Here is a 23,070-nt window from a genome sequence, read left to right as displayed (position 1 = left end):
CGGCGCATGCAGCACCGTCCTGCGGATCAGACCGTCAAGTTAAGCGAGAAGCCGTGCGGACACGAGGAAATTCCTGTCCGGACAATCCCTATTCGTCGGAATTCGCGAGATCGCGCGTGCCCATTGTGATCGCCAGCAGCGCCTGGTTTTCCCGGATGTTACGCCGAACCTGCTCTTGCACGGTCGGCCAGACGACTTCCTGTTTCAGCCATTCGTCCTGCGGCATGGTAGCCGCATTGACGGCGGCGAAAAACGCTGAATCGGACGCAGAACAAATCCACCAAGGAGAAAACGTGCTGTTGAAGGTCTCGCCGGAATCAAGCAGGCGCTGCAAGGCACGCTGCATTCGTTCCGTGCGTGCGGCGCCGCCACCCTCTTCATTGATGTTCATTAGCGCGACGACTTCATTGCCGGCCATGTCAGTAATCACCGGAATGCCTTCGGTCGCTGTGGAATCGACGCAGCGCAGCGCATCATACAACGTCCGGGCCCGTGCCAGCAGGAACACGTAAACCGCCTGTTCCTGATCGAAGGACGCGTAACGGCGAGCCGCTTCGAACAGCATGCCCGGCGGGATCGTATCTCGCGCCGCGAATAGCTGATCGGCGATCTCCCGGTCGCGGCTCGCGGCTTCACCCCGCAACTGCCCCATCTCGGCAAGCAACTCGCCCCACGCATACTGGCCGATCACGAAATGTGTGGTCGAACCATCCGACAGCGTGATTTCCATCAGCTCCGGATTGCGCGTGCCGCCAAACTCCTGTGCATGCACGCTGGCGGCAAGCGAAATCGCGGCCAGCAGGCCACAAACAAATCTCGGGAACTCGATCAAAATGGTATCTCGTCGTCCATATCGTCATTCCGGAAATTGTCGCGGTTGTCGGACACCTGTCCGCCGCCACCGGAACGATCACTGGCCCGATCATAGCTGCCGCCACCGGCATTGTCGCCCCGGCTGTCCAGCATCTGCAATTCGCCGCGGAAGCGTTGCAGCACGACTTCCGTCGTGTAGCGGTCATTCCCGTCGCGGTCTTGCCATTTGCGCGTCTGCAACTGGCCCTCAATGTAGATCTTGGAGCCCTTGCGCAGATAGTTCTCGGCTACCTTGCAGAGGTTCTCGTTGAAGATCACGACATTGTGCCATTCGGTCTTTTCCTTGCGCTCGCCGGACGACTTGTCGCGCCAGCTTTCCGACGTCGCGATCCGCAGATTGCAAACCGGGTCGCCGGAATTGAGCCGGCGCATTTCGGGATCTGCGCCGAGATTTCCGACGAGGATGACTTTGTTCACACTACCGGCCATGGCCCTACCTCGCATTTCGTTGAGCGATTATTGTTTACATTTTGTTCCAGCGGTCAATTTCCGCGCTGTCGCCCTTCTGACCAATCGCCTGCACCGAGTCCACCTGCAGCGTTCAGCCATCCACAGCCAATTCAGTCTCTACTCCCGCGGAAAGCGGCGTCTCGACCGCCCCGTCACGTCCCGATGCGCTGGCGGCGCACTTGCGCGTTCGTCAAGTCGGCCTAAGTACATGCCCTCGCTGAAGGGCTGGACAAGCAACGATTTGTTCGCATTGTGTTCTGCCTGTCGACTCCGGATGGTGGACACTCATGGCACACGATAGAATTCGCATTCAGGGCGCGCGCGAGCACAATCTCAAGGACGTCTCGCTTGAAATACCGCGTGATCAGCTGATCGTGTTCACCGGGCTGTCGGGTTCCGGCAAATCCTCGCTCGCCTTCGATACGATTTATGCCGAGGGTCAGCGCCGCTATGTCGAGAGCCTCTCGGCCTATGCCCGGCAATTCCTAGAACTGATGTCGAAACCGGATGTTGATTCGATCGAGGGATTGTCGCCGGCGATTTCCATCGAGCAGAAGACGACCTCCAAGAATCCGCGATCGACCGTCGCGACCGTCACCGAGATCTATGACTACATGCGGCTTTTGTGGGCGCGGGTCGGCGTGCCCTATTCGCCGGCGACCGGCTTGCCGATCGAGAGCCAGACGGTCAGCCAGATGGTCGATCGGCTGATGGAGCTTGACGAAGGCAGCCGGCTATATCTGTTGGCGCCCGCCGTGCGCGGCCGCAAGGGCGAATACCGCAAGGAATTCGCGGCGTGGCTGAAGGCCGGCTTCCAGCGTGTGAAGGTCGATGGCGAATTCCATTCGTTGGAAGAGCCGCCGACGCTCGACAAGAAGTTCAAGCACGATATCGATGTCGTCGTCGACCGCGTCATCGTGCGCGAGGGCATGGAACAGCGTTTCGCGGAATCGCTCGAAACCGCGCTCAAGATTGCCGATGGCATTGCGGTCGCCGAGTTTGCTGACACGGCAGACGGCGAGGACGAACCGCGGCGTATCATCTTCTCGGAGAAATTCGCCTGCCCGGTTTCCGGCTTCACCATCGAGGAGATCGAGCCGCGCCTGTTCTCATTCAACAATCCATTCGGTGCCTGCCCTGCCTGTGACGGTCTTGGACAATCGCTCAAATTTGATGAGAGCCTGGTCGTGCCTGATCGTGGCAAAAGTCTTTATGACGGTGCGATCGGACCATGGAGCCGCACCACGTCGAAGCTCTACCAGCAAACGCTGACCGCGCTTGCCGACCATTTCGGCGCGTCCATGTTCGAGCCCTGGCGCGACCTCCTCGACGATTTCAAACAGGTCGTGCTTTACGGGACCGAGGAGAAGATCAAGTTCAAGTACGAAGACGGGCTGCGCACGTTCACCACCACCAAGACTTTCGAAGGCGTCATTCCCAACCTCGAGCGGCGCTGGCGCGAAACCGATTCCAGCTGGGTGCGCGATGATCTCGCCCGCTTTCAGTCGGCCCAGCCATGCGAGACCTGCGGCGGCAAACGCCTGAAACCCGAAGCCCTCGCGGTCAAGATCGCGGGGCGCGACATTTCGGAATCCAGCCGTCTCGCCATCCGGGAAGCGGCCGACTGGTTCGGCGAAGTCGAGAATGAATTCTCACCGAAGGACAAGGCGATTGCCGAACGCATCCTCAAGGAGATCCGGGAACGCCTGAAATTTCTCGTCGACGTCGGCCTTGATTACCTCACGCTGGATCGGTCATCCGGCACGCTGTCCGGCGGCGAGAGCCAGCGCATTCGCCTTGCCTCGCAGATCGGCTCCGGGTTGACCGGTGTGCTTTACGTACTCGATGAGCCATCGATCGGCCTGCACCAGCGCGACAATTCCCGCCTGCTGGAATCGTTGCGGGGTCTGCGCGACCTCGGAAATACCGTGATCGTGGTCGAGCATGACGAGGAAGCTATCCTGACCGCCGACCATGTCGTCGATCTCGGACCTGCTGCAGGTGTTCATGGCGGCGAGATCGTGGCGTTCGGCAAGCCGGAGGAAATCAAGGCCAACCCCAGGAGCCTGACCGGTCAGTATTTGTCCGGTGCGCGCGAGATCGACATTCCAGAGACCCGCCGCAAGGCAAAGAAGGGCCGCAAGCTGGTGATCGAGGGGGCCACCGGCAACAACCTGCAGAAGGTTACAGCGGAGTTCCCGCTCGGCATTTTCCTGTGCGTTACCGGGGTTTCCGGCGGCGGCAAGTCGACGCTCACCATCGAGACGCTCTACAAGGCGGCAGCGCGCAAGCTCAACAAGGCGCAGAATGTTCCGGCTCCCTATGACCGCATCAAGGGCCTCGAGCATCTCGACAAGATCATCGACATCGACCAGTCGCCGATCGGCCGCACGCCACGTTCCAATCCGGCCACCTATACCGGCGCCTTCACACCAATCCGCGAATGGTTCGCCGGCCTGCCCGAATCCAAGGCACGTGGTTACAAGCCGGGGCGTTTCTCTTTCAATGTGAAGGGCGGACGCTGTGAGGCGTGCCAGGGCGATGGCGTGGTAAAAATCGAGATGCACTTCCTGCCCGACGTCTTCGTCCCCTGCGATGTGTGCCACGGTCAGCGTTTCAATCGGGAAACGCTGGAAGTCACTTTCAAAGGCAAGTCGATCGCTGATGTGCTCGACATGACAGTCGAAGAGGGCGCCGACTTCTTCAAGGCAGTCCCGGCGGTCCGAGACAAGATGGAAACGCTGAAACGCGTCGGTCTCGGCTATGTGAAGATCGGTCAACCGGCCACCCAATTGTCTGGCGGCGAAGCACAGCGCGTGAAGCTGTCCAAGGAATTATCCAAGCGCGCCACCGGCAAGACGCTCTACATTCTTGATGAACCGACCACGGGCCTGCATTTCGAGGATGTCCGCAAGCTGCTCGAAGTGCTGCACGAATTGGTCGAAACCGGCAACAGCGTGGTCGTGATCGAGCACAATCTCGATGTCATCAAGACCGCAGACTGGCTGATTGATCTCGGTCCCGAAGGCGGCGATGGAGGTGGCACGATCGTCGCCGCCGGTACACCTGAAGCAGTCGCCGAGGTCGAAGCCAGCTGGACCGGCCGCTACCTCAAACCGATGCTGGAACGCGACATCGAGCGCAAGAAGGCCGCACGCAAGAGACGCGCCTAGGTCAATTCACCGGGTCTGACGGCGGGCGCTGCTCGTCTGCGATACGCAGCGCGGTATAGCTTGCCACGCCGCGCAATATCGCTGCGGGCAGTATCCCGATCAGATGGACGATCATGAAATAGCCGAGCAGACCGGCCACGCCGGCCTGAGAGCCATCGGGCATCTGGCCGAACTGATCGAACGGCATGAAGGCGATCAGGCCGGAAAAAAGCCCGTTCGCGATGAAAGCGATGATCACCGCGACCACCGCGCTGCCGAGCAGCGGCCAGAATACCTGCCGTGCGCCCCTGACGCCTTCCATCAGCGCGATGCGGCCGGAAAGCACGCTCAAGGCCGGGACCGGCAGGATCAGGATTGCCGCTGCGCCGGTAATCGCCACCAGCAACAGGAAGCCGAGAAACACGCCGATCGCGGCGCCGGCCGTTCCACCGATTGCGAACAGGACCGCCAGGATCATCATCGCCATCCAACCGATGAACATTGCCACCACCAGGACCAGAAGGACGAGCATGCCGGAAACCGCATAAACGCCTTCATCGCGTCCCAGACGAAACGGGAATACGCTCAGTGATTCGCCGCGAACAAAGAGGCGAAGCCACGCGGCTTCGAACAACACGCTGATGACCATTCCCACAGCCAGGAATGGCAGCAGCTGACCGAAATAGCGCCCGAGCATATCGAACATTTCCATATTGCCGGCTGGTGTCGCCGTGGTCTGGCTGGCCATGATGGCGGCCAGTTCCGGCCCGACCGCCTGCACCTGGATTGCCGTGAAGACAGCACCGTAGATTGCCGTCCAGATGGACATCAGGATGAAATCGTAGGGCCGGGCGGCAAAGACTTCGAAAGCGAAGCTCAGCGCCCGGCCGACATTGAAGGAAGGATTCATTTCGCCGCCTGAAGATCGCTATGGATCGAGTTTCAAACTCAAGGCGCTGCGATTCAAGCGGTCTTTCATTGTGCCGCTTCGACCGTCCCTCTTTGAATTGCCACAGACGCGCCGACGCTGTGCCAGACTGCGTCTGCAAAGGACCGCAGGATTACCGACAACAATCCGACAGCCGTGATCGAGGTCAGTACGCCCGGCCGCGTGAACACGTCCTCGAGCATCGCCATGATCTCTTCGGGTGGTGGCTGTGAACCGGACTGGGCCAGCTCGGCGAACTCGCCGATTAGCGGCATGAAGGCACCGAGCAGTGTGATGTTGAGAACCGTGCCGATGATCGCCGACAACACGCCAATGATGATGGCGACCAGGACATATGCGCCCAGCAATGGCCAGAAGATACCGCGCGTCATGCTCCAGGCCGGAAAGGCGATCCGCTTCTCAAGGATCGTGGTAGCCGGCGCCGCAGACAGCCGCACGGCAGCGAACACGGCCGCCAGCACCAAGGCGAGAAAAATCATGGCTGCAACGAAACCGCCCGCAAGACCGGCTTCGGTCGAGCCGTTACCACCGGCAAAGGCGACAACGCCGCCAACGAGCATGACCGTTACCGCCAGTGAAACAAAATAGAAGCCCATCGCGACCGCCAGCAGGCCGAGATTGGTCACGAAAAGGCGCAGCTCGTCACCCCCCAGCCGGAACGGAATCACAGCCGCCATCTCGCCGCGCGTAAGCAATCGCAGCCAGGCCGCCTGTGCCATCAGCGCGATAAGCATGCCGCCAATCGAGATCAGCGGCATCACGGTCATCGTGCTTCCGAGACGGGTAAGAACTTCCGTTTCGTTCGGCTCATGGCCGGTCACGGCCTGGCTGATAATCCAAAAATAGAAATCGCCGATCGTCGCAAAGGCGAGATAGACCAATCCTGCCGTCAACAGGGCTTGCCAAAGCCCGATCCATAAAACCGCCGCGGGTTTTCGCCCGGCAACATTGAAAAAGTGAAAGACGGCTTTGCCGAAATCAAATGCCTGGGTGCTCATGCGCACCTCCCCTGACTATCCCGACGGCACTGTGACAGATCGCCGGAAAAACGGCAGGGGGAATAGCGTTCTACTCGTCCCCGCCCCAGGCGCGATACAGCGCACTGGTAAAGCCGGCAAACAGGGGAGACGTCAGAAGAGCGGCAACCCAGCCATGCAGAAAGGCCATGACGGCAAACAGTGGAAATCCTGAAATGAGCCCGGTTCCATCGAACAGGCGCGACGGCTGATGCACCGGCAGGTCAAACACCCGCTCACTGGCCTCACCAAAGCCGTGAACCACGAGCCCCGCCGGCACGAACAACAGGATGCAGCCCAGCACCACGGCAAAGCCGCGTTTTCTCGTCATTGCCATCACTGACAACGCCTGGATCTTACGCCGCGCCATGCTGGCAACCGGCGCCAGCAGCAGCCGGCCGGCGAACCCGGCGAGCATGATCAGCGCAACTGCGCCGAGCACGATGGCGATCAACCATTCCGCTGGGCCGTAATAGGCCGCAAGGTCGGGAATGTTGCCGGTTGCGACCGGGTCTTCCGGGGGCAACCCCGCTGCATCGCGCGACACCATGGAAACCGCTCCCATAAGCGCCGCATACACAACCAGGCCAATGCCGCCGGCGACAATTATCAGAAACAGGATCAATGCCCAGGACGCGGCCAGTCGACCTTCATCGCTCCCGATCGCATAGCCCAGAACGCCGGATTTCTGCCCGCGCAGGCTCAAGCGGAACATGGCGGCCTGCGACATCACGGTCGCGAGACACCACAGCAACAACGCTGCAGCGTATAGCGTCCAGTTTGCCCCTATCGCGGCGGCGCTTACCTGGCCGGTCTGGAATGTCAGGAAAATGGCCGCAAGACCGGGCAATATCGCCGCCATTGCAGCAGCGGCGAGATGTTGACGCAGAAAAGCCACGGCCCGGACGATCGCTCCGGGCAAAGCGGAAAAGGAGGAAAGCCGTGTCATGGGCGGCAAACTACTCCGGGCGCCTGATTCGGCAATGCGGCAATGTTGCGAACAAGACTTGGGTTGGTCTCGGCGAAAGTCTATACACCCGCGCCATGATCAAACCTGTTCACGTGATCGGCGGCGGCATGGCCGGCTCCGAAGCCTCTTGGCAACTGGCGCAAGCCGGCGTGCCCGTTATCCTGCACGAGATGCGTCCGGAGCGGCAGACAGAAGCCCATGTAACCGAAGGGCTGGCGGAACTTGTCTGTTCGAATTCGTTTCGCTCCGACGATGCGGAAACAAACGCAGTAGGCCTGCTGCATGAGGAAATGCGGCGCGCCGATTCAATCATCATGGCAACCGGCGATGAGACGCAGGTCCCGGCCGGTGGCGCACTGGCCGTCGATAGGGTCGCCTTTTCCGACGCCGTCACCAATGCGTTGTACGAACATCCGCTGGTCACGGTGGAACGCGGCGAGGTCGCCGGTCTGCCACCGGAGGACTGGGACAGCGTTATCATTGCAACGGGCCCTCTCACCTCACCGGCGCTCGCCAATGCCGTTCTGGATTTGACCGGTGAAGACTCGCTGGCCTTTTTCGACGCCATTGCGCCGATCGTCCAGCGCGACTCGATTGACATGGATATCGCCTGGATGCAGTCGCGCTATGACAAGGGCGATACCGAGGCCGACCGCGCCGCTTACATAAATTGCCCGATGGACAAGGCACAATACGACGCTTTCATCGATGCCTTGCTGACCGCGCCGCACACCGAGTTCAAGGATTGGGAAAAGGACACACCCTATTTCGAAGCCTGCCTGCCAATCGAGGTGATGGCCGAACGGGGCCCGGAAACGCTGCGCCATGGCCCGATGAAGCCGCGTGGTTTGACTAACCAGCATAAGCCGGATGAGAAGCCCTGGGCGGTCGTCCAGCTGCGCCAGGACAATCAGCTTGGAACGCTGTTCAACATGGTCGGCTTCCAGACCAAGCTGAAATACGGCGCCCAGGCCGAGATATTCCGGACGATTCCGGGGCTAGAGAATGCCAAGTTTGCACGCCTGGGCGGCATTCACCGCAACACCTTCCTCAATTCACCGCGCCTGCTCGACGGCCAGATGCGGCTCAAAGCCCGCCCGACGCTCCGTTTCGCCGGCCAGGTGATCGGGGTCGAAGGCTATGTCGAGAGCGCGGCGATGGGCTTGCTCGCCGGCCGGTTTGCCGCAGCCGACCGATTGGGCCAACCGATTGATCTGCCGCCGTCCACAACGGCATTCGGCGCATTGCTGACGCATGTCACAGGTGGCCATCTCACCGGATCGAAAGCCAGCTTCCAGCCGATGAATGTCAATTTCGGGCTGTTCCCGGATATCGAGACGCCGACGAAGGACGAGGATGGGAAACGGCTACGCGGGAAGGAAAAATCCGTCGCCCGCAAGCGCGCAATGAGCGCGCGCGCCTTGCGCGATTTAGGCGATTGGCTACAGCAGACACCCAAAGCCGCCTAAGCGAGCCGCCCGGTGAGTGATCCGCGAAGCAACTCAATCTGCCGCAGCAGTGGATACGGGCGGAAATCCGTCCGATACAGATCGTCAGAGCGGCGCGCGGTCTTGAGTGTCGCGCGGGCCAATCGCGCCACGCCAAGCACTGGATAGCTCTCCGGCGGACATGTCGGCAGCTCCCCCAGCTTGGCGAGCTCGGCTTCGAGCACATCAAGCACGGGCGCGAACGCAGCGGCGGCACGCTCCGGCTCCCGGCCACTCGCCAGGCGGTGAACATTGATGCCTGCCCTGTCGAGTGCATCGTGCGGAATCAGCGCCAGCATGCGGCCTGCGCGGACCGCAAACCCGCGGACCCAGTGTGCCAGCCCGCTCGCCCGCGCGGCGGCCGTACGCAATGCCTCTGATGCAGCGCCGCCCGAGAGCCGTTCAGCGATGCGCATCGCGGTGCCAGACTGCGCGTCGATGACCTGAAGCAATGCCGTGATGTCGGTCAGCCTTGTCTGATCGAGACCGTCTTCTACGGCATCGATGATCTGCACCAGCTCCGCCGCGTCGGGACCATCGGCCTCCTTTATCAGTGGCGCCATTCCCTCATAGGCATCATGCCGGCGTATCCTGGCCGGCATTGCAAAGAGATCCGCCACGGCTTCTCGATGCCAGGCAAACCGCATCGCCAGGATCGCCGGTTCGGTGGTCTTGTACGGGATGTCTTCGATCTCCCGGATCCAGGCATGGAAAGCATTCAGACGCGCGCGAACCGACGGCGGTGCGAAGCTGGCCGCCAATTCGCGATCATTCTGCTCGATCTCGGTCTTTGCTGTATCTGTCATCCTGATTTCAAGGCCTTGCGGTGGAAACCGTGTGTAAGTCACCCATATGGAAGTCGAGAGATAAGCCGCCCACCGGGCGGCGTCGTCAATAACTGACAGATGGAGCACACAGAATGGCCCACACCCTCCCCGACCTTCCCTATGCACAGGACGCACTCGCGCCGCATATTTCGGCGGAAACGCTGAACTTCCACCATGGCAAGCACCATGCGTCCTACGTATCGAAGATGAACAAGGCGATAGAGGGCACGGACAAGGAGAGCCTGTCGCTCGAAGACCTCGTCCTCAAGGCCGACAGCGAAGGTGACCAGGGGCTGTTCAACAATGCTGCGCAGACCTGGAACCACACTTTCTACTGGAATTCCATGAAGCCGAAGGGCGGCGGCGCGCCATCCGGCGATCTCGCCGACCGCATTGATCGCGACTTCGGTTCTCTCGAAGGCTTCAAGAATGCCTTTTCCGAAGCAGGCGCAGGTCAGTTCGGTTCTGGTTGGGCCTGGCTCATCGTCAAGGATGGCAAGCTCGCCGTTCGAAAGACGTTGAACGCCGACACACCGCTAACCGAGGCAGGCGCCGTGCCGCTGCTGACCATGGATGTCTGGGAACACGCCTATTATCTCGACTACCAGAACAAGCGTCCCGATTATATCGAGACCTTCCTCGACAAAGTGGTCAACTGGGATTTCGCCGCAGAAAACCTGGCGAACTCCGGCCAGTAACGGAGCACTGCCGGCGTCAAAAGGCCCGCCGAACGGCGGGCCTTTTTTTGTCGCGTCGGATCAGCCGAACAAGGTCTGCGCTCCCGCCATCGCCACCAGCATGGGAAGGGACAGGAGCGTGTTTGTCCGGGAGAACAGCATCGCCGTGCGCGCCGCCTTCGGCTTGGCATCCGCGTCGGCTTCCACCATCCCGAGTGCGATCTTCTGGTTGGGCCAGATCACGAACCAGACATTGAAAGCCATGATCAACGCCAGCCACATACCGATTCCGATGAAGGAATACTGTGCCGCATAGGTATCAGCGATCATGCCGAATGACAGAACCTCCACGAGATAGCCGCGCAGATAGGCGACGAGCAGGCCGGTCAGTACCGTGAAGGCCGCGCCCCAGCGAAACCAGAACAGGGCTTTCGGCGCGATATGCTTGCCGATCGCAGGTTTCTGCTCGTCCGGGATTTCCGGCATCGTCGGGATCTGTACGAAATTGAAATACCAGAGCAGTCCGATCCACATGATGCCGGCAACAACATGCGTCCAGCGCGCCACCGCCATCCAGAATGCGCCGTTGAAGCCGATGGCATCATAGGCCAGCGCATAGCCGACAAAAAACAGGATCGCGAGCGCGATCGAAATGTGCACGGTTGTGCGCAGATTCGACAGGATAGCTGCCATGTTTGAACCCTCCCCGATTCTCTCCGGGGAAGTTTATCAGTCCGCGCAGGAAAGCGAAATCAGTTCTCGGTCGCGTCGCGCTTGACCTGGGTGACCAGCAGGAGCGGCGCCGCGATGAAGATCGAGGAATAGGTGCCGATCACCACGCCAAAAATCATGGCAAAGGCGAAGCCCTGCAGCGCTGCGCCACCGAGAACCCAAAGCGAAATCAGCGCAACTAGCGTCGTCAGCGAAGTCAGGATCGTGCGCGACAGCGTCTTGTTGATTGCGCGGTTGAGCACCTCGGCCAGCGACTCTTTCTTGAACTTGCGGAGTTTTTCCCGGATCCGGTCGTAGACGACCACGGTATCGTTCATCGAATAACCGACAATGGTCAGGATCGCAGCAATGGTCGAGAGATTGAATTCGAGCTGCGTCACCGCAAACATGCCGATTGTGATGATCACGTCGTGCACCAGTGCGACCACCGCCCCGACAGAATACTGCCACTCGAAGCGGAACCAGATGTAGATCAGCATCAGGAACAGTGCGACCACGATGGAGGTGACGCCGGCCTGAACCAGTTCACCGGAAACTTTCGGGCCGAGCACGTTGATCGAGCGGAATTCGATTCCCGGATAGGCTTCTGTCAGCGCAGACTGAACAGCGAGATTGGCGGCCTGCTGGGCCTGTTCTGCCTCCAGCCCCTCACCTTCCTGCGGCTGCACCCGGATCAGGGCACAATGGTCATTGTAACAGTCGGACCCTTCCGTCAGCTCTGACAACCCCTGGAGCTCTACTGCGCCTAGGCCCAGCCCGTTCAGCAGTGTCCGCATATCGTCGATGCGCCCGGCGTCGATCTGTTCTTCGGTGCGGACTTCAAGCGTCACGCCACCGGTAAAATCGATACCGAAATTGAGCCCCATTGCGAAGAAAGCGGCGATTGAGGCCACCATCATCACCGCAGAAAACCCGAATGCTGCCAGCCGCGCCTTGATGAACGGAATGGTTGTATTGTCCGGGATGTAATTGACGAGTGCGAGGGACATGGGCCGTCTCCTAGATCGGGAGCTTCTTGGGCTTCAGCCCCTTCACCCACATCGCAATGAGCAGGCGGGAGAAGACGAAAGCGGTAAACACGGATGTCAGGATGCCGATGCCGAGTGTCACGGCAAAGCCGCGCACCGGACCCGCGCCCAGCATGTACAGCACGCCGGCCGCGATCAGCGTCGTGATATTGGCGTCGAGGATCGCCGACAACGCTTCGGAATAACCACGCTCGATCGCGTTGGCCGGCGTCCGACCGTTGCGCGATTCTTCGCGAATCCGCTCGTAGATCAGCACATTGGCATCAACCGCCATGCCGATGGTCAGGATGATCCCGGCAATGCCTGGCAGGGTCAGCGTAGCCTGCAGTCCCGACAGCGCACCGAGAATTAGCGTGACGTTGAGCATCAGCGCGATGTTCGAGAACACGCCGAACACCGAGTAGGCCGCCAGCATAAATACGATTACGCCGATGAAACCGATGACCACGGCGATCCGGCCCTTGTTGATCGAGTCCTGTCCGAGTCCAGGACCGACGGATCGCTGCTCGACGACGGTGAGGTCGGCCGGAAGCGCGCCCGCTTGCAACAGCACAGCAAGGTCATAGGCGCTTTCGAAGGTGAAATTGCCCTGGATGACGCCGGATCCGCCAAGGATCGGCCCGAGGATCACCGGCGAGGAAATCACGATGTCGTCGAGCACGACGGCGAACCGGCGCCCGACATTCTGCGCCGTGACCCGCCCGAACGCAGCCGCGCCCGTCGTGTCGAAGCGGAATTCGACGACCGGCTGGCCTTCCTGGAATGTCGATCCCGCATAAGTCAGGTTTTCGCCTGACACCATGGCGCGACGCTCGATGGCGATGAAGGGTTCGGACAGATTGTCCTGCGGCACGATCATGACACCTGGCGGCGTCCGGCCCTGGCCGTCAGCTCCCACTGCGACATCCTCTCGTACCAGGTGGAACGTCATCCGTGCCGTCGTACCGACAATCTCGATAATGCGTTGCGGATTGCTCTCGCCGGGAACCTGAACGAGAATCCGTTCATCGCCCTGGCGTGCAATCGTCGGCTCTGTCGTTCCCGCGCCGTCGATACGACGGCGGATCACCTCGATCGACTGTGCCAGTGTGCGGTCCCGAATATCGACCAACGCCGCTTCGGTGAGCTGGATCCGGATTGTGCGTTCGGCATCGTCGCGCTCGAACTCGACATTGCGTGGGGCCAGTCCACCCGTCAGGCCGGTCGCGCTGTCCCCGATAGGACGCGATAAGCCCTGCAGTCGCGTAAAGGCTTCCTCGAAATCATCCGCGCGGGCGATACGGAGAACCACCTCGTCACCAATGACCGCATTGGCGGCCGTCGGGATGGCGGGCTGTTGACGCAGCAGTACATTCGCTTCCTGGGAAAGCCCCGAGAGGCGTTCTTCCTGAACGCCTTCCAGATCGACCTCGAACACGAGGTGTGAACCGCCCTGCAGGTCGAGACCGAGATTGACGGTCTGTCCCGGCACGGGCGCGAAATTCGGGGCGGCGAGCCAGATCCCGATCAGCGAAACCGCCAGGATCAGGCCAATTTTCCAGGGCGCGAAATACAGCATGCGCTCTTACTCCGAGACGGTCTTGTCGTCGGACTTCTTGGCCGCCTTGCCGTCATTCGCCGCCTTCGGCTGGGTGCGCGAACGCACTTCCGAAATCGTCGACTTGAGGACACGGACCTTGACGCCCGTCGCGATCTCGACCTGAGCCTCGGTCTCGTCGACCTTGGTCACCTTGCCGAGAATCCCGCCGGAGGTCACTACCTCGTCGCCGCGCGACAGGGCGGACACCATTTCGCGGTGGTCTTTCATGCGCTTTTGTTGCGGGCGGATCAGCAGGAAGTAGAAGACCACGAAGATCAGGATCAGCGGTGCGAACTGGATCAAAGCGCCCATCGCGCCACCGGAGGCGCCGGCGGAAGCGGGAAGGATTGCGTCAAACATGGAGGTGCCCCTTAAGCGAGCCGTTTATCTGAAGGTCGCGGGAATATATCGGGACATGCGCCCCATGCAACAAGGGGTGACTGTCAGCTTCCGGGCAGATGCCGCATCGGATCTTCCGGTGTCACGCCGCGCCGGATTTCGAAATGCACCTGCGGCGTATCGACCGATCCGCTGGATCCGGCTTCCGCGATCAGCTGTCCCTGCGTGACGCGATCACCCTCGGCGACAAGCAGCCGCGAATTATGCGCATAGGCCGTCACCCAACCGTCGGAATGCCTGACCAGCACAAGTTCGCCATAACCCTGCAACTCTCCGCCTGCATACACCACGGTTCCCGCAGCCGAAGCGCGTACGCTCGCGCCTTCTTCGGCGGAGATGTTGACGCCGTCATTGCGGCGGCCGTCGGGTTTCGGGCCGAAGGTCGAGATAATGTCGCCGCGAATCGGCCAATGGAAGGTGACGGGGCCGGTGTTTTCAGGTTCCGGCGGCGGTGCCGAGCGGCGCGGCTGCGGGACCGGGGGATCGGCCTCTTCGAGCCGGACCGGGGATTCAACCGACGCCACGCGGGTCGGTGTCGTCCGTGGCGGCGTGCTCCGCACAGGGGGCGGCGTGCTGCGGACAGCGGGCCCCGAGGCTCCGTTGGGCAGCTGCAATTCCTGGCCAACCTCGATCGGGTAGGGCGGGCCGATACCATTGAGCGCAGCGATTTCAAGATGGCCGACATTATAGCGAAGACCAATCCTGTAGAGATTTTCACCGCGCCGCACCGTATGCGTGGACGGACGCGGCAGACTTAGCTCCTGGCCCGCATAAACTTCATACGGCGGATTGAGGCCGTTCGCATCGGCCAAGGCGCGAGTCGTGACACCGCAGGCCGCCGCAATTTCCGATAGCGTGTCTCCGTTTCGAACCGTGTAGTGCGCACCTGCGCCGCAATGCGGAGGCGTATCGACGATACCGGGCGGCGGCCCGCCATAATTGGCACGCCGGTAGTCGATGGCCGCCGGTTCGCGCGGTCCGGAACTGGCGCACCCAGCGAGGCCGGAAGCGAGGAGCAGGAAAAGGATAAGGCGGACAGGCATTATCAGCGTAGATCTCGATGGCAAACCGGCGACAGTAAGCCGGACAGGCGTTAAGCTCCGGTTAGCCAAATATGGCCGCTAGAGGGCTTTTGCCTCGCCTTCCACCAGTGGAACGAAGCGCACATCCATGAGCGGTTCGCCTTGCAGGCCGTCGTCCGATTCGTGTCGATAGCGCACCAGAGTCTGCGTGCCACGGTCATTATCGACGGGTACAACAGCGATGCCGTCGGGCTTGAGCTGCTCCAGCAGCGTGTCCGGCCGAACCGGTGCGCCGGCAGTTACGATGATGCGGTCGAAAGGCGCCTGTTCGGGCCAGCCTTTCGTGCCATCGCCTATGCGCGGTGTGATATTTGTCAGGCGCAGCGCCGTGAACCGGGCCTCGGCTTCCTTCGCGAGCGTGCGATAACGCTCGATGGTATAAACCCGTCGTGCCAGCCGCGACAGTATGGCCGCCTGATAGCCGGACCCGGTTCCGATCTCGAGCACCTTGCACCGGTCGTCGATTTCCAGAAGTTGGGTCATGAGGCCAACGATGAGCGGCTGGCTGATCGTCTGCCCGCAATCGATGGGCAGCGGCCGATTGTCATAGGCGTGATCGACGAACCGCTCCGGCACGAATAGTTGGCGCGGCGTACGTTCTATGGCTGCCAGCACGTGCCGGTCATTCACCCCCTGCCCGCGCAGGCTCATCACCAACTGGATCACACGGGCGTCGGGCTCGCTCATTTTCGCGGCGGGGCTCCGCCGAGAACGCCCCTCAAGCGGTGGTGCGTTTCCATGTGCGTGAGATCGACGTGCAGCGGTGTGACCGAGATCCGGCCGCCCATGATGGCATGGAGGTCGTCGCCTTCGAGCGGACTTTGCGGCGCGCCGCGAAAGCCGATCCAGTAATAATCCATGCCGCGCGGATCGGTGCGCTTGTCGGCGTGGACAATGGCCTGGTCGCGCCAGCCCTGCTTCGTCACCTCGACTTCGGCTACATCATCCGGGTCGCGGTCCGGGAAATTGATGTTGATCAGCACATCCTCGGGCCAACCCTCTTCCAGCAGCTTGCGGATGATCGGGGCGCCATATGTCTCGGCAGTTTCCCAGCGGATGACCGTGTTCGGCTGGTAGGGGTAAGCCTGGCTTAGGGCAATCGACGGTATTCCGAGCTGCATGCCCTGCATGGCGCCAGCGACGGTTCCGGAGAATGTCACGTCCTCCGCAATGTTCGCGCCGCGGTTGACGCCGGACAAAACCAGGTCGGGCTTCCTGTCCGTAATCAGGTCCTGCACCCCCATCAACACGGCATCCGTCGGCGTGCCGGTAATGGCATAGGCGCGGTCTTCAACCTTCCGGACCCGCAAAGGTTCGTTCAAGGTCAGCGACCGCCCGGCCCCGGATTGTTCCTCCGCCGGTGCGGCAATCCAAACATCGTCGGACAGCTCCGCGGCTATTTTGCGCAGCGATTGCAGGCCGCGCGCGCGGATGCCGTCATCATTCGTCAGCAGGATGCGGGGATTTTTCATGCGCCCAGCACCTCGATCCCGCCCATATAGGGCCGCAGCACATCGGGCACAGTGATCGTGCCGTCGGCATTCTGGTGATTTTCCATCACCGCCAGCAGCGCGCGGCCGACCGCCACGCCGGACCCGTTCAGCGTGTGCAGGAATTCCGGCTTCTTCTCGCCCTCGCGGCGGAAGCGCGCATTCATGCGCCGTGCCTGGAAATCTCCGCAGTTCGAGCACGAGGAGATCTCGCGATAGGTTTTCTGGCTGGGTAGCCAGACTTCGAGATCGTAGGTCTTGCGTGCACCAAAGCCCATGTCTCCGGTCGACAGCAGCATGACCCGATATGGCAGTTCGAGCCGGCGCAGCACTTCCTCGGCGCAATTTGTCATGCGTTCGAGTTCATCATCCGACTCTTCCGGCCGGGTGACGCAGACCATTTCCACCTTCTGGAATTGGTGCATGCGTATCAGGCCGCGCGTGTCACGCCCTGCCGAGCCGGCCTCCAAGCGGAAGCAGGGCGTAAACGCGGTCATTCGCGCCGGGAAATCGGCTTCAGCATGAATTGCGTCTCGGAACAGGTTGGTCAGCGGTACTTCAGAAGTCGGGATCAGCCAGTAACCATTGTCGGTGTGAAAGGAATCATCGGCGAATTTGGGTAATTGACCCGTGCCGTACATCGCCTCGTCCCGCACCAGATAGGGCGGGCTGACTTCGGTAAACCCGTGCTCGCTCGTGTGCAGGTCGAGCATGAATTGCGCCAGGGCCCGCTCCATCCGGGCGAGTCCGCCCGACAGCGCCGCAAAGCGTGATCCAGACATCGCGGCGGCGCGCTCGAAATCGAGCTGCTTCAGACCTTCGCCGAGATCAACGTGATCTTTCGCTTCGAAATCGAACTCGCGCGGTTCGCCCCAGCCACGCACTTCCTCGTTGGCATTCTCGTCTTCGCCGATCGGTACATCGTCCATCGGCAAATTCGGCAAGCCGGCGAGATGCTGGTTCAGAACTTCCTCGAACTTGGCGGCTTCCGCGCCGCTTTCTTCCAGAACGCCTTTCAGGCGGTCAACATCGGCACGCAACCGGTTGAAGGCCTCTTCATCGCCCTTCGCTTTTGCCTGTCCGATCTGCTTGGACAGCGTATTGCGCTCGGTTTCCGCCTCTTGTTGGCGGGTCAGCGCTGCGCGGCGCTTGCGGTCGAGCCGCAGGATTTCGTCGGCTTGCGGCGGCAGGAAACGCTTTGCAAGCCCTTCATCGAAGGTCTCGGGATTGTCGCGGATCAGACGGATATCGTGCATGGACAGCTCTCGGTTCAGACGTTGCGCGCGTGATAGCGAGCGCTGCTGGAACTGGCAATGACGCCGTCAGGACGCCGCGTCGGCGGCATCGGGCCTGTCGCGCTTTTCGACCATCCGAACGCCCGCTATCGAAACGGCATACAGGGCCATCAATACGCTGCCGAGGATCATCTGGCTGATCGGGTCCGGAGGCGTGACGAAGGCCGCAAAAGCAAAAATCCCGACCAGCGCAAATTTCCAGAAACTGATCAATTGCCGCGACGTGACGATGCCTGCACCGCCGAGCAACATTAGCAATACCGGTAGCTGGAAACTCATCCCGAATGCGAGAATCAGCGTGGTCACGAGGTTGAGATAGTCCGACACGCGCGTCAGCAACTGGATCGATACGCCATTGCCGTCGCCCATTTGCTCCTGGCCCAGCGCGAACCGCATCACGAATGGCAAAACGAAATAGTAGACGAATGACATGCCAGCCACGAACAGAGCAGGCGCCCCCAGCAGGAAAGGTGCAAACGCGCCTCGTTCATTGCGATAGAGTCCTGGTGCCACGAAGGAATAGATCTCGTAGGCGGCCCACGGAAAAGCCAGAATCAGCGCACCGAAAAAGGCAAGTTTCACCTTCACGAAGAAGAACTCGAGCGGCGCCGTGAAAATCAGTTCCAGCGCAAGGTCGCCCTCCCGCATGCGCGCAGCGGCGTCTTCGAAGGGCACAAGAAGGAAATTATAGATCGGCTCGGCGAAGATGAAGCAGCCGATAAACCCGATCGCCAGCACAATCACCAGCCGGATCAGGCGCACACGCAACTCGGACAGATGTTCGAGAAGCGGCGCGCGGCTGGCTTCGACCTCGTCATCTTCGGCCGGTGGATCGACGTCCTTGTTCATTCGTCCTCGGCCGTTTTCTTTTTGGCCGCAGCCGGCGGTGAATAGGGCTCGACCTTCGAATTGCCGGTTTCTGCGGGCTTGTGGATCGTGTTGCGGTCGTCTTCCGCGATCGTCTTGTCGGACTTGTCAGCGGCTGCGATCTTGCGCTGCACGATATCCTCGTGTTCCAGCGAGGCGAGATCGCGCTTCACCTCGTCGAGATCGCGTTTCAGGTCAGCGGCTGGATTTCCGGACTTGAGCGCCTCGATCTCGCGGCGCAAGTCCGCCATCTCGTTCTCGCGCCCCATCTCGTCGAAGCTGCGTTGGAAATCTCGTGCCATCTGCCGCGCCTGGCCGACAAACTGGCCGACCCGCCGCAACATTTTCGGCAGGTCTTTGGGGCCGACCACGATCAGGGCCAGCACCGCCAGGACCATCAGTTCGGGAGCGCCTATGCCGGGATTCATGACCGGCTCCTAGTTCCGCGTGGTTTCTTCCTCGCGGGAAGCCGGAGTCTCCTCCGAGGATCGTTCGTCGTTGAGGGCTTCGGACTCGCCGTCACCGTTCGACTCATCATCACCGCCATCAGCGCCTTCCTTGAGGCCCTTGCGGAAGCTTGTAATGCCCTTGGCGACTTCGCCCATCAGCCCGGAAATGCGGCCCGCGCCGAACAACAGAACGACGAGAATAACGATAATAAGGATTTGCCAAATACCCGGCGCCATCCATTCCTCCCTGCGGATCCAGACAATTGCTTAAACGAGCCTGCCGCGCGCGTCCATTTCCCTCGTCAGGGATTCAGTCTTCGCCACCATCCTCATCCATGAAATCGACATGAAAGAGATGCGCGTCCTCTTCGGGATCCAGCGGGTCCTCGTCATCGGTCTCACTGCCCATGCCAGGTGCCGGCACTTCAAACCCCGGCGGCAGGCGGGCGTCCAGCAGACCGGCCGCTTTCAGGTCGGCCTGTCCGGGAAGATCACCGATTCCCGCCAGTCCGAAATACTGCAGGAACCCATTTGTCGTACCATAGGTCACGGGACGGCCGGGTGACCGACGACGACCGCGCGGCCGGATCCAGCCCAGTTCGAACAACAGGTCGAGCGTGCCCTTCGAGACCGCAACGCCGCGGATTTCCTCGATCTCGGCACGCGTGACCGGCTGGTGGTAGGCGATGATGGCCAGCGTCTCCAGCCCGGCATCCGACAGCTTGCGCGGTTCTTCGCGGATCTCCTCGAGCAGGCCACGCAGGTCTGGGGCTGTCTCGAAGCGCCAGCGCCCTCCGACTTCGGTCAGATGCACGCCGCGCTCGGCATAGTCCGCCTGGAGCGCCTCGAGAAGTGCCTCGACATCGGATTCCGCAGGAAGCCGCGTCTGAAGTGTCTCGATATCCAGCGGTTCGGCAGCGGCAAACAACAATGCTTCCAGGCGGCGCATGCGCTGGCGTTCGGCGTCCAGTGCCAGCCGCGGCCCCTTTTCATCGCTCCCGGTTTCGGTCTCACCCTGCCGTTCGGCGCGCGCGCGAAGCTTGTCAATCGCCTCGCTGATGGGGTCTGGCTTGTCGGTCATGCCTTCGGCTCTTCGTTTTTGCCTTTGACCTCGATGGGATCATAGGGTTTGGCCTGACGCAATTCGGCATGGCCATCCTTCGTCACTTCGAGCACGGCGAGTGTTGAACTGGCGAGCACTGACCGCCGCGGCGGCGGATCTTGTCCGAGCTCCCGGTTATCTGGCAGCAGGCTGTCCAGCGTGCGCCACTCATGTACTTCGGGCAACAGGCGCTCCAACCGGGTCCGCGCATTATCGAGGGCGTAGACTTTCGGCAAATCCGGACGATAGTTCGAACGGATCGAGGCTTGCCGCCTTTGGGCGTAAGCGCTCAGCAAATCGTAGAAATTGGCTTCGTAACGCGAGGCGCGCAGCGTGCGCACGCCTTCCGGCATGCCACGTGGAAACACGTCCCGCCGCAAAAGCTTGCCCGCATGGAGAGCCTGTCCGGCCGCCTTCATGGCCTCCAGGCGGCGCAACCGGAAAGCCAGGGCTGCCGCCATCTGTTCCGGCGCCATGTCTTCATCATCCTTGGCCGGCTTCGGCAGAAGCAGGCGCGATTTCAGATAGGCCAGCCAGCTCGCCATGACGAGGTATTCGGCCGCCAGGTCCAGCCGCTTGCGCGCCGCGTGGACGAAGGCGAGATACTGCTCGGCAAGTTCCAGTATCGACAGCTTGGTCAGGTCAATCTTCTTCTTGCGCGCCAAAGCGAGCAGCAAGTGCAGCGGCCCTTCATAACCGTCGATATCGACAATCAGCGCTTCGTGATCGGCGTCCTCGACAGCCTCGAACGGCAGGTCTTCCTCGAAGTCGTCCGTCATACCGCCACCCGCGATAGCAACCGGTCCAGCCTGGCAAGGCCCTTGCCGGCATCATAAGGTTCCCCGCCTTGACGCGCGGCCTCGGCTGACTGCGCCCGTTTCAGTGCGGGGCCTTCCAGGCGTGGCGCAGCCTCGGCAATAGCTTCCATCTCCGCGCGGTCGCCATTGCAGTGCAGCACGACATCGCAACCGGCGTTCAATGCGCGCTGGGTGCGTTCGGCAAACGAACCGGTCAACGCTTTCATCGAGAGGTCGTCGGTCATCAGCAGGCCATCGAAGCCGATCGTTTCGCGCATGAACGCAATAGCGGCCTCCGACATCGTCGCCGGCGCATCACGGTCAAGCGCGTCGTAGACAATGTGTGCCGTCATCGCCATCGGCGCATCATGAAGCGCCGCGAAGGGCCTGAAATCGGTGTCCTGAAGAACCTCCAGGGTCTCCCCTACCCTCGGCAGGTGAAAATGGCTGTCTGCATCCGCTCGGCCATGCCCGGGAATGTGCTTGATGACCGGAGCCACGCCGCCCGCCATCAGACCGTCCATCGCAGACCGCCCGAGCGCGGCGATCATCTCGGGATCGCCGCCGTAAGCGCGATCGCCAATGACCGCATCCGCCCCCTCGATTGCGAGGTCGAGACACGGCGCGCAATCGGCATCAATGCCACTCGCGCGGAGCTCGGCCGCGATCAGCCGGTGATTGATCCAGACCGCTTCGGCAGCCGCTTCCTTGTCGTGTGCGTATAGCGCGCCAAAAGCCGCGGCCGGCGGTGCTTCTCGCCAGTGTGGCGACCGCAGCCGTTGCACCCGTCCGCCTTCCTGGTCAATGAATATCGGCGCATCGCGTCCAACGCTGTCGCGCAAAGCTACGCACAAGCGCGCCAATTGTTTAGGGTTTTCGACATTGCGGCCGAACAGGATGAAGCCCCACGGATCGGCATCGGCGAAGAAGCCGCGTTCACCTGCATCGAGGACCGGCCCCTGGAGCCCTAGGATCGTTGCCTGGGCGGTCATCTGCGGGTGGCGTAACAATCCTGGCCGCGGGCCTGCAAGGCGGCGCAAAAGGCCGATGCTTCGTCGCGGCCGGCAAAGGCGGCAATGCGCAGCCGGTGATAGGTGCCGCGACCGTCGATTTCCGCGGCCTGGATGTCCGGCGATGCACCCGCAGCGATATCGGAGTATCCGGTGATGAAATTGACCCAGGCACTCTCGGCCTCTTCTTCCGTCCTGAAGGATCCGATCTGCACGACCCAGCTGCCATCATTGACGGGGGCCGGCACGGCCAGGCTGGCCGCTTGCGTTTCCTGGGCTGGAGGCGGTGGCGGAGGCGGAACTGGTGTTGTCGTCTGCGAGGCCGGCGGGGATTCTGCCGCCGTATCACGGGTTTCCGTCTCGGTATAGACCGCGGTCGGATCTGCGGCGCCGGAATCGCTTTGCGCGGCTTCGTCCGGTGTCGTTTCCTCCAGGCGTAGCGCCGGGCGCCCGTCGACCGGTTCCTCAGGGCCGTCCCGCGGCGTTGCGGTCTCGCGATCGCTGTCATTGCCGGAAATCCGGTCATAAGCCTCGATATCGAGATCCGGCGTTTCGGTGCCGCCAGGGTCGGCCGGTCGTTCACGGTATGGCGTCGAATCGGCAACGATCCGCGGGGGTTCATCCCGGTCCCTCACGCCCTGCTGGTACGCGCTCCAGACGACAGCCACGAACAATACGAAAACGGCAAAGGCAGTGGTCAGCAACAAGGGGCCGCGCCGCGAATCGCCGCGCGCGTCGAACGTCTCCTCCTCGTCATACTCCCCTTCGGGATATTCGCTTTCGCTCATGGTGTTCCGTTTCCAATCGGCGAATCAGCTGATCGCTCCCAGAATAACACC

The 23,070-nt window shown here is 61.4% G+C and carries 24 protein-coding genes; 3 read left to right on the top strand and 21 right to left on the bottom strand.

Going from position 1 to position 23,070, the window contains the following annotated elements:
- Positions 1-88: 88 nt before the first annotated feature.
- Positions 89-832 carry a hypothetical protein gene (locus tag ACOOFN_RS11965; RefSeq protein ID WP_420431777.1) on the bottom strand — a complete coding sequence of 248 codons (744 nt, stop codon included), beginning with the start codon at positions 830-832 and terminating at the stop codon, positions 89-91.
- The gene (gene ssb, locus ACOOFN_RS11960; RefSeq protein WP_420431775.1) at positions 829-1,302 is read right to left on the bottom strand and encodes a single-stranded DNA-binding protein; all 474 of its coding nucleotides are present in this window, start codon (positions 1,300-1,302) and stop codon (positions 829-831) included. The genes ACOOFN_RS11965 and ssb overlap by 4 nt, the downstream gene beginning before the upstream one ends.
- A 308-nt stretch (positions 1,303-1,610) precedes the next feature.
- Here ssb and uvrA point away from each other — a divergent pair, with 308 nt between their 5' ends.
- Complete coding sequence (uvrA, locus tag ACOOFN_RS11955; RefSeq protein ID WP_420431773.1) at positions 1,611-4,496, top strand: excinuclease ABC subunit UvrA; 2,886 nt, start codon at positions 1,611-1,613, stop codon at positions 4,494-4,496.
- A 1-nt stretch (position 4,497) separates the two neighbouring features.
- On the opposite strand, the gene ACOOFN_RS11950 is transcribed toward uvrA, so the two are convergent.
- From ACOOFN_RS11950 to ACOOFN_RS11940, 3 genes are all read right to left on the bottom strand, one after another.
- On the bottom strand, positions 4,498-5,385 hold the full coding sequence (locus ACOOFN_RS11950; protein ID WP_420431771.1) for a hypothetical protein: 888 nt from the start codon (positions 5,383-5,385) through the stop codon (positions 4,498-4,500).
- A 65-nt stretch (positions 5,386-5,450) separates the two neighbouring features.
- Complete coding sequence (locus ACOOFN_RS11945; RefSeq protein ID WP_420431769.1) at positions 5,451-6,422, bottom strand: hypothetical protein; 972 nt, start codon at positions 6,420-6,422, stop codon at positions 5,451-5,453.
- Between the two features lie 70 nt (positions 6,423-6,492).
- A complete protein-coding gene (locus ACOOFN_RS11940; RefSeq protein ID WP_420431767.1) occupies positions 6,493-7,389 on the bottom strand; it encodes a hypothetical protein in 897 nt (298 codons plus the stop codon).
- A 95-nt stretch (positions 7,390-7,484) separates the two neighbouring features.
- Here ACOOFN_RS11940 and trmFO point away from each other — a divergent pair, with 95 nt between their 5' ends.
- Positions 7,485-8,879 (top strand): methylenetetrahydrofolate--tRNA-(uracil(54)-C(5))-methyltransferase (FADH(2)-oxidizing) TrmFO, encoded by a 1,395-nt coding sequence (gene trmFO / locus ACOOFN_RS11935; RefSeq protein ID WP_420431765.1) that lies wholly within the window; start codon positions 7,485-7,487, stop codon positions 8,877-8,879.
- On the opposite strand, the gene ACOOFN_RS11930 is transcribed toward trmFO, so the two are convergent.
- Positions 8,876-9,703, bottom strand: a complete 828-nt coding sequence (locus tag ACOOFN_RS11930; RefSeq protein ID WP_420431763.1) for a squalene/phytoene synthase family protein — start codon at positions 9,701-9,703, stop codon at positions 8,876-8,878. The genes trmFO and ACOOFN_RS11930 overlap by 4 nt on opposite strands.
- A 113-nt stretch (positions 9,704-9,816) precedes the next feature.
- Here ACOOFN_RS11930 and ACOOFN_RS11925 point away from each other — a divergent pair, with 113 nt between their 5' ends.
- Complete coding sequence (locus ACOOFN_RS11925; RefSeq protein WP_420431762.1) at positions 9,817-10,422, top strand: superoxide dismutase; 606 nt, start codon at positions 9,817-9,819, stop codon at positions 10,420-10,422.
- Between the two features lie 60 nt (positions 10,423-10,482).
- Here the strand turns inward: ACOOFN_RS11925 and ACOOFN_RS11920 are convergent, their stop codons facing one another.
- The 15 genes from ACOOFN_RS11920 to ACOOFN_RS11850 form a co-directional block, all read right to left on the bottom strand.
- On the bottom strand, positions 10,483-11,094 hold the full coding sequence (locus tag ACOOFN_RS11920) for a urate hydroxylase PuuD (RefSeq protein ID WP_420431760.1): 612 nt from the start codon (positions 11,092-11,094) through the stop codon (positions 10,483-10,485).
- Between the two features lie 59 nt (positions 11,095-11,153).
- Positions 11,154-12,122 carry a protein translocase subunit SecF gene (secF, locus tag ACOOFN_RS11915; RefSeq protein ID WP_420431758.1) on the bottom strand — a complete coding sequence of 323 codons (969 nt, stop codon included), beginning with the start codon at positions 12,120-12,122 and terminating at the stop codon, positions 11,154-11,156.
- A gap of 10 nt (positions 12,123-12,132) precedes the next feature.
- Entirely contained in the window at positions 12,133-13,719 is a 1,587-nt protein-coding gene (gene secD / locus ACOOFN_RS11910; protein WP_420431756.1) for a protein translocase subunit SecD, read from the bottom strand.
- Positions 13,720-13,725: 6 nt separating this feature from the next.
- On the bottom strand, positions 13,726-14,100 hold the full coding sequence (gene yajC / locus ACOOFN_RS11905) for a preprotein translocase subunit YajC (protein WP_420431754.1): 375 nt from the start codon (positions 14,098-14,100) through the stop codon (positions 13,726-13,728).
- 83 nt (positions 14,101-14,183) lie between these two features.
- On the bottom strand, positions 14,184-15,182 hold the full coding sequence (locus ACOOFN_RS11900) for a peptidoglycan DD-metalloendopeptidase family protein (RefSeq protein ID WP_420431752.1): 999 nt from the start codon (positions 15,180-15,182) through the stop codon (positions 14,184-14,186).
- A 78-nt stretch (positions 15,183-15,260) separates the two neighbouring features.
- Entirely contained in the window at positions 15,261-15,908 is a 648-nt protein-coding gene (locus tag ACOOFN_RS11895; RefSeq protein ID WP_420431750.1) for a protein-L-isoaspartate(D-aspartate) O-methyltransferase, read from the bottom strand.
- Positions 15,905-16,693 carry a 5'/3'-nucleotidase SurE gene (gene surE, locus ACOOFN_RS11890; RefSeq protein ID WP_420431748.1) on the bottom strand — a complete coding sequence of 263 codons (789 nt, stop codon included), beginning with the start codon at positions 16,691-16,693 and terminating at the stop codon, positions 15,905-15,907. Before surE ends, ACOOFN_RS11895 begins: the two co-directional genes overlap by 4 nt.
- Entirely contained in the window at positions 16,690-17,967 is a 1,278-nt protein-coding gene (serS, locus tag ACOOFN_RS11885; RefSeq protein ID WP_420431746.1) for a serine--tRNA ligase, read from the bottom strand. Before serS ends, surE begins: the two co-directional genes overlap by 4 nt.
- Before the next feature lie 66 nt (positions 17,968-18,033).
- On the bottom strand, positions 18,034-18,855 hold the full coding sequence (gene tatC, locus ACOOFN_RS11880) for a twin-arginine translocase subunit TatC (protein ID WP_420431744.1): 822 nt from the start codon (positions 18,853-18,855) through the stop codon (positions 18,034-18,036).
- Complete coding sequence (gene tatB / locus ACOOFN_RS11875; protein WP_420431742.1) at positions 18,852-19,301, bottom strand: Sec-independent protein translocase protein TatB; 450 nt, start codon at positions 19,299-19,301, stop codon at positions 18,852-18,854. The genes tatC and tatB overlap by 4 nt, the downstream gene beginning before the upstream one ends.
- Positions 19,302-19,310: 9 nt before the next feature.
- A complete protein-coding gene (locus ACOOFN_RS11870; protein WP_420431740.1) occupies positions 19,311-19,559 on the bottom strand; it encodes a twin-arginine translocase TatA/TatE family subunit in 249 nt (82 codons plus the stop codon).
- A 73-nt stretch (positions 19,560-19,632) separates the two neighbouring features.
- Positions 19,633-20,403 carry an SMC-Scp complex subunit ScpB gene (gene scpB / locus ACOOFN_RS11865; RefSeq protein WP_420431738.1) on the bottom strand — a complete coding sequence of 257 codons (771 nt, stop codon included), beginning with the start codon at positions 20,401-20,403 and terminating at the stop codon, positions 19,633-19,635.
- Positions 20,400-21,203, bottom strand: coding sequence for a segregation and condensation protein A (locus tag ACOOFN_RS11860; protein WP_420431736.1), 804 nt, complete (start codon positions 21,201-21,203; stop codon positions 20,400-20,402). Before ACOOFN_RS11860 ends, scpB begins: the two co-directional genes overlap by 4 nt.
- The gene (gene nagZ / locus ACOOFN_RS11855) at positions 21,200-22,213 is read right to left on the bottom strand and encodes a beta-N-acetylhexosaminidase (protein WP_420431734.1); all 1,014 of its coding nucleotides are present in this window, start codon (positions 22,211-22,213) and stop codon (positions 21,200-21,202) included. The genes ACOOFN_RS11860 and nagZ overlap by 4 nt, the downstream gene beginning before the upstream one ends.
- Positions 22,210-23,019 (bottom strand): SPOR domain-containing protein, encoded by an 810-nt coding sequence (locus tag ACOOFN_RS11850; RefSeq protein ID WP_420431732.1) that lies wholly within the window; start codon positions 23,017-23,019, stop codon positions 22,210-22,212. The genes nagZ and ACOOFN_RS11850 overlap by 4 nt, the downstream gene beginning before the upstream one ends.
- Positions 23,020-23,070 lie beyond the last annotated feature (51 nt).

Source organism: Hyphobacterium sp., from assembly GCF_965217055.1.
In the GTDB taxonomy this organism is placed as follows: Bacteria; Pseudomonadota; Alphaproteobacteria; order Caulobacterales; family Maricaulaceae; genus Hyphobacterium.
The sequence above is the reverse complement of the archived record's forward strand: the minus strand, read 5'-3'. Positions and strand labels throughout refer to the sequence as shown.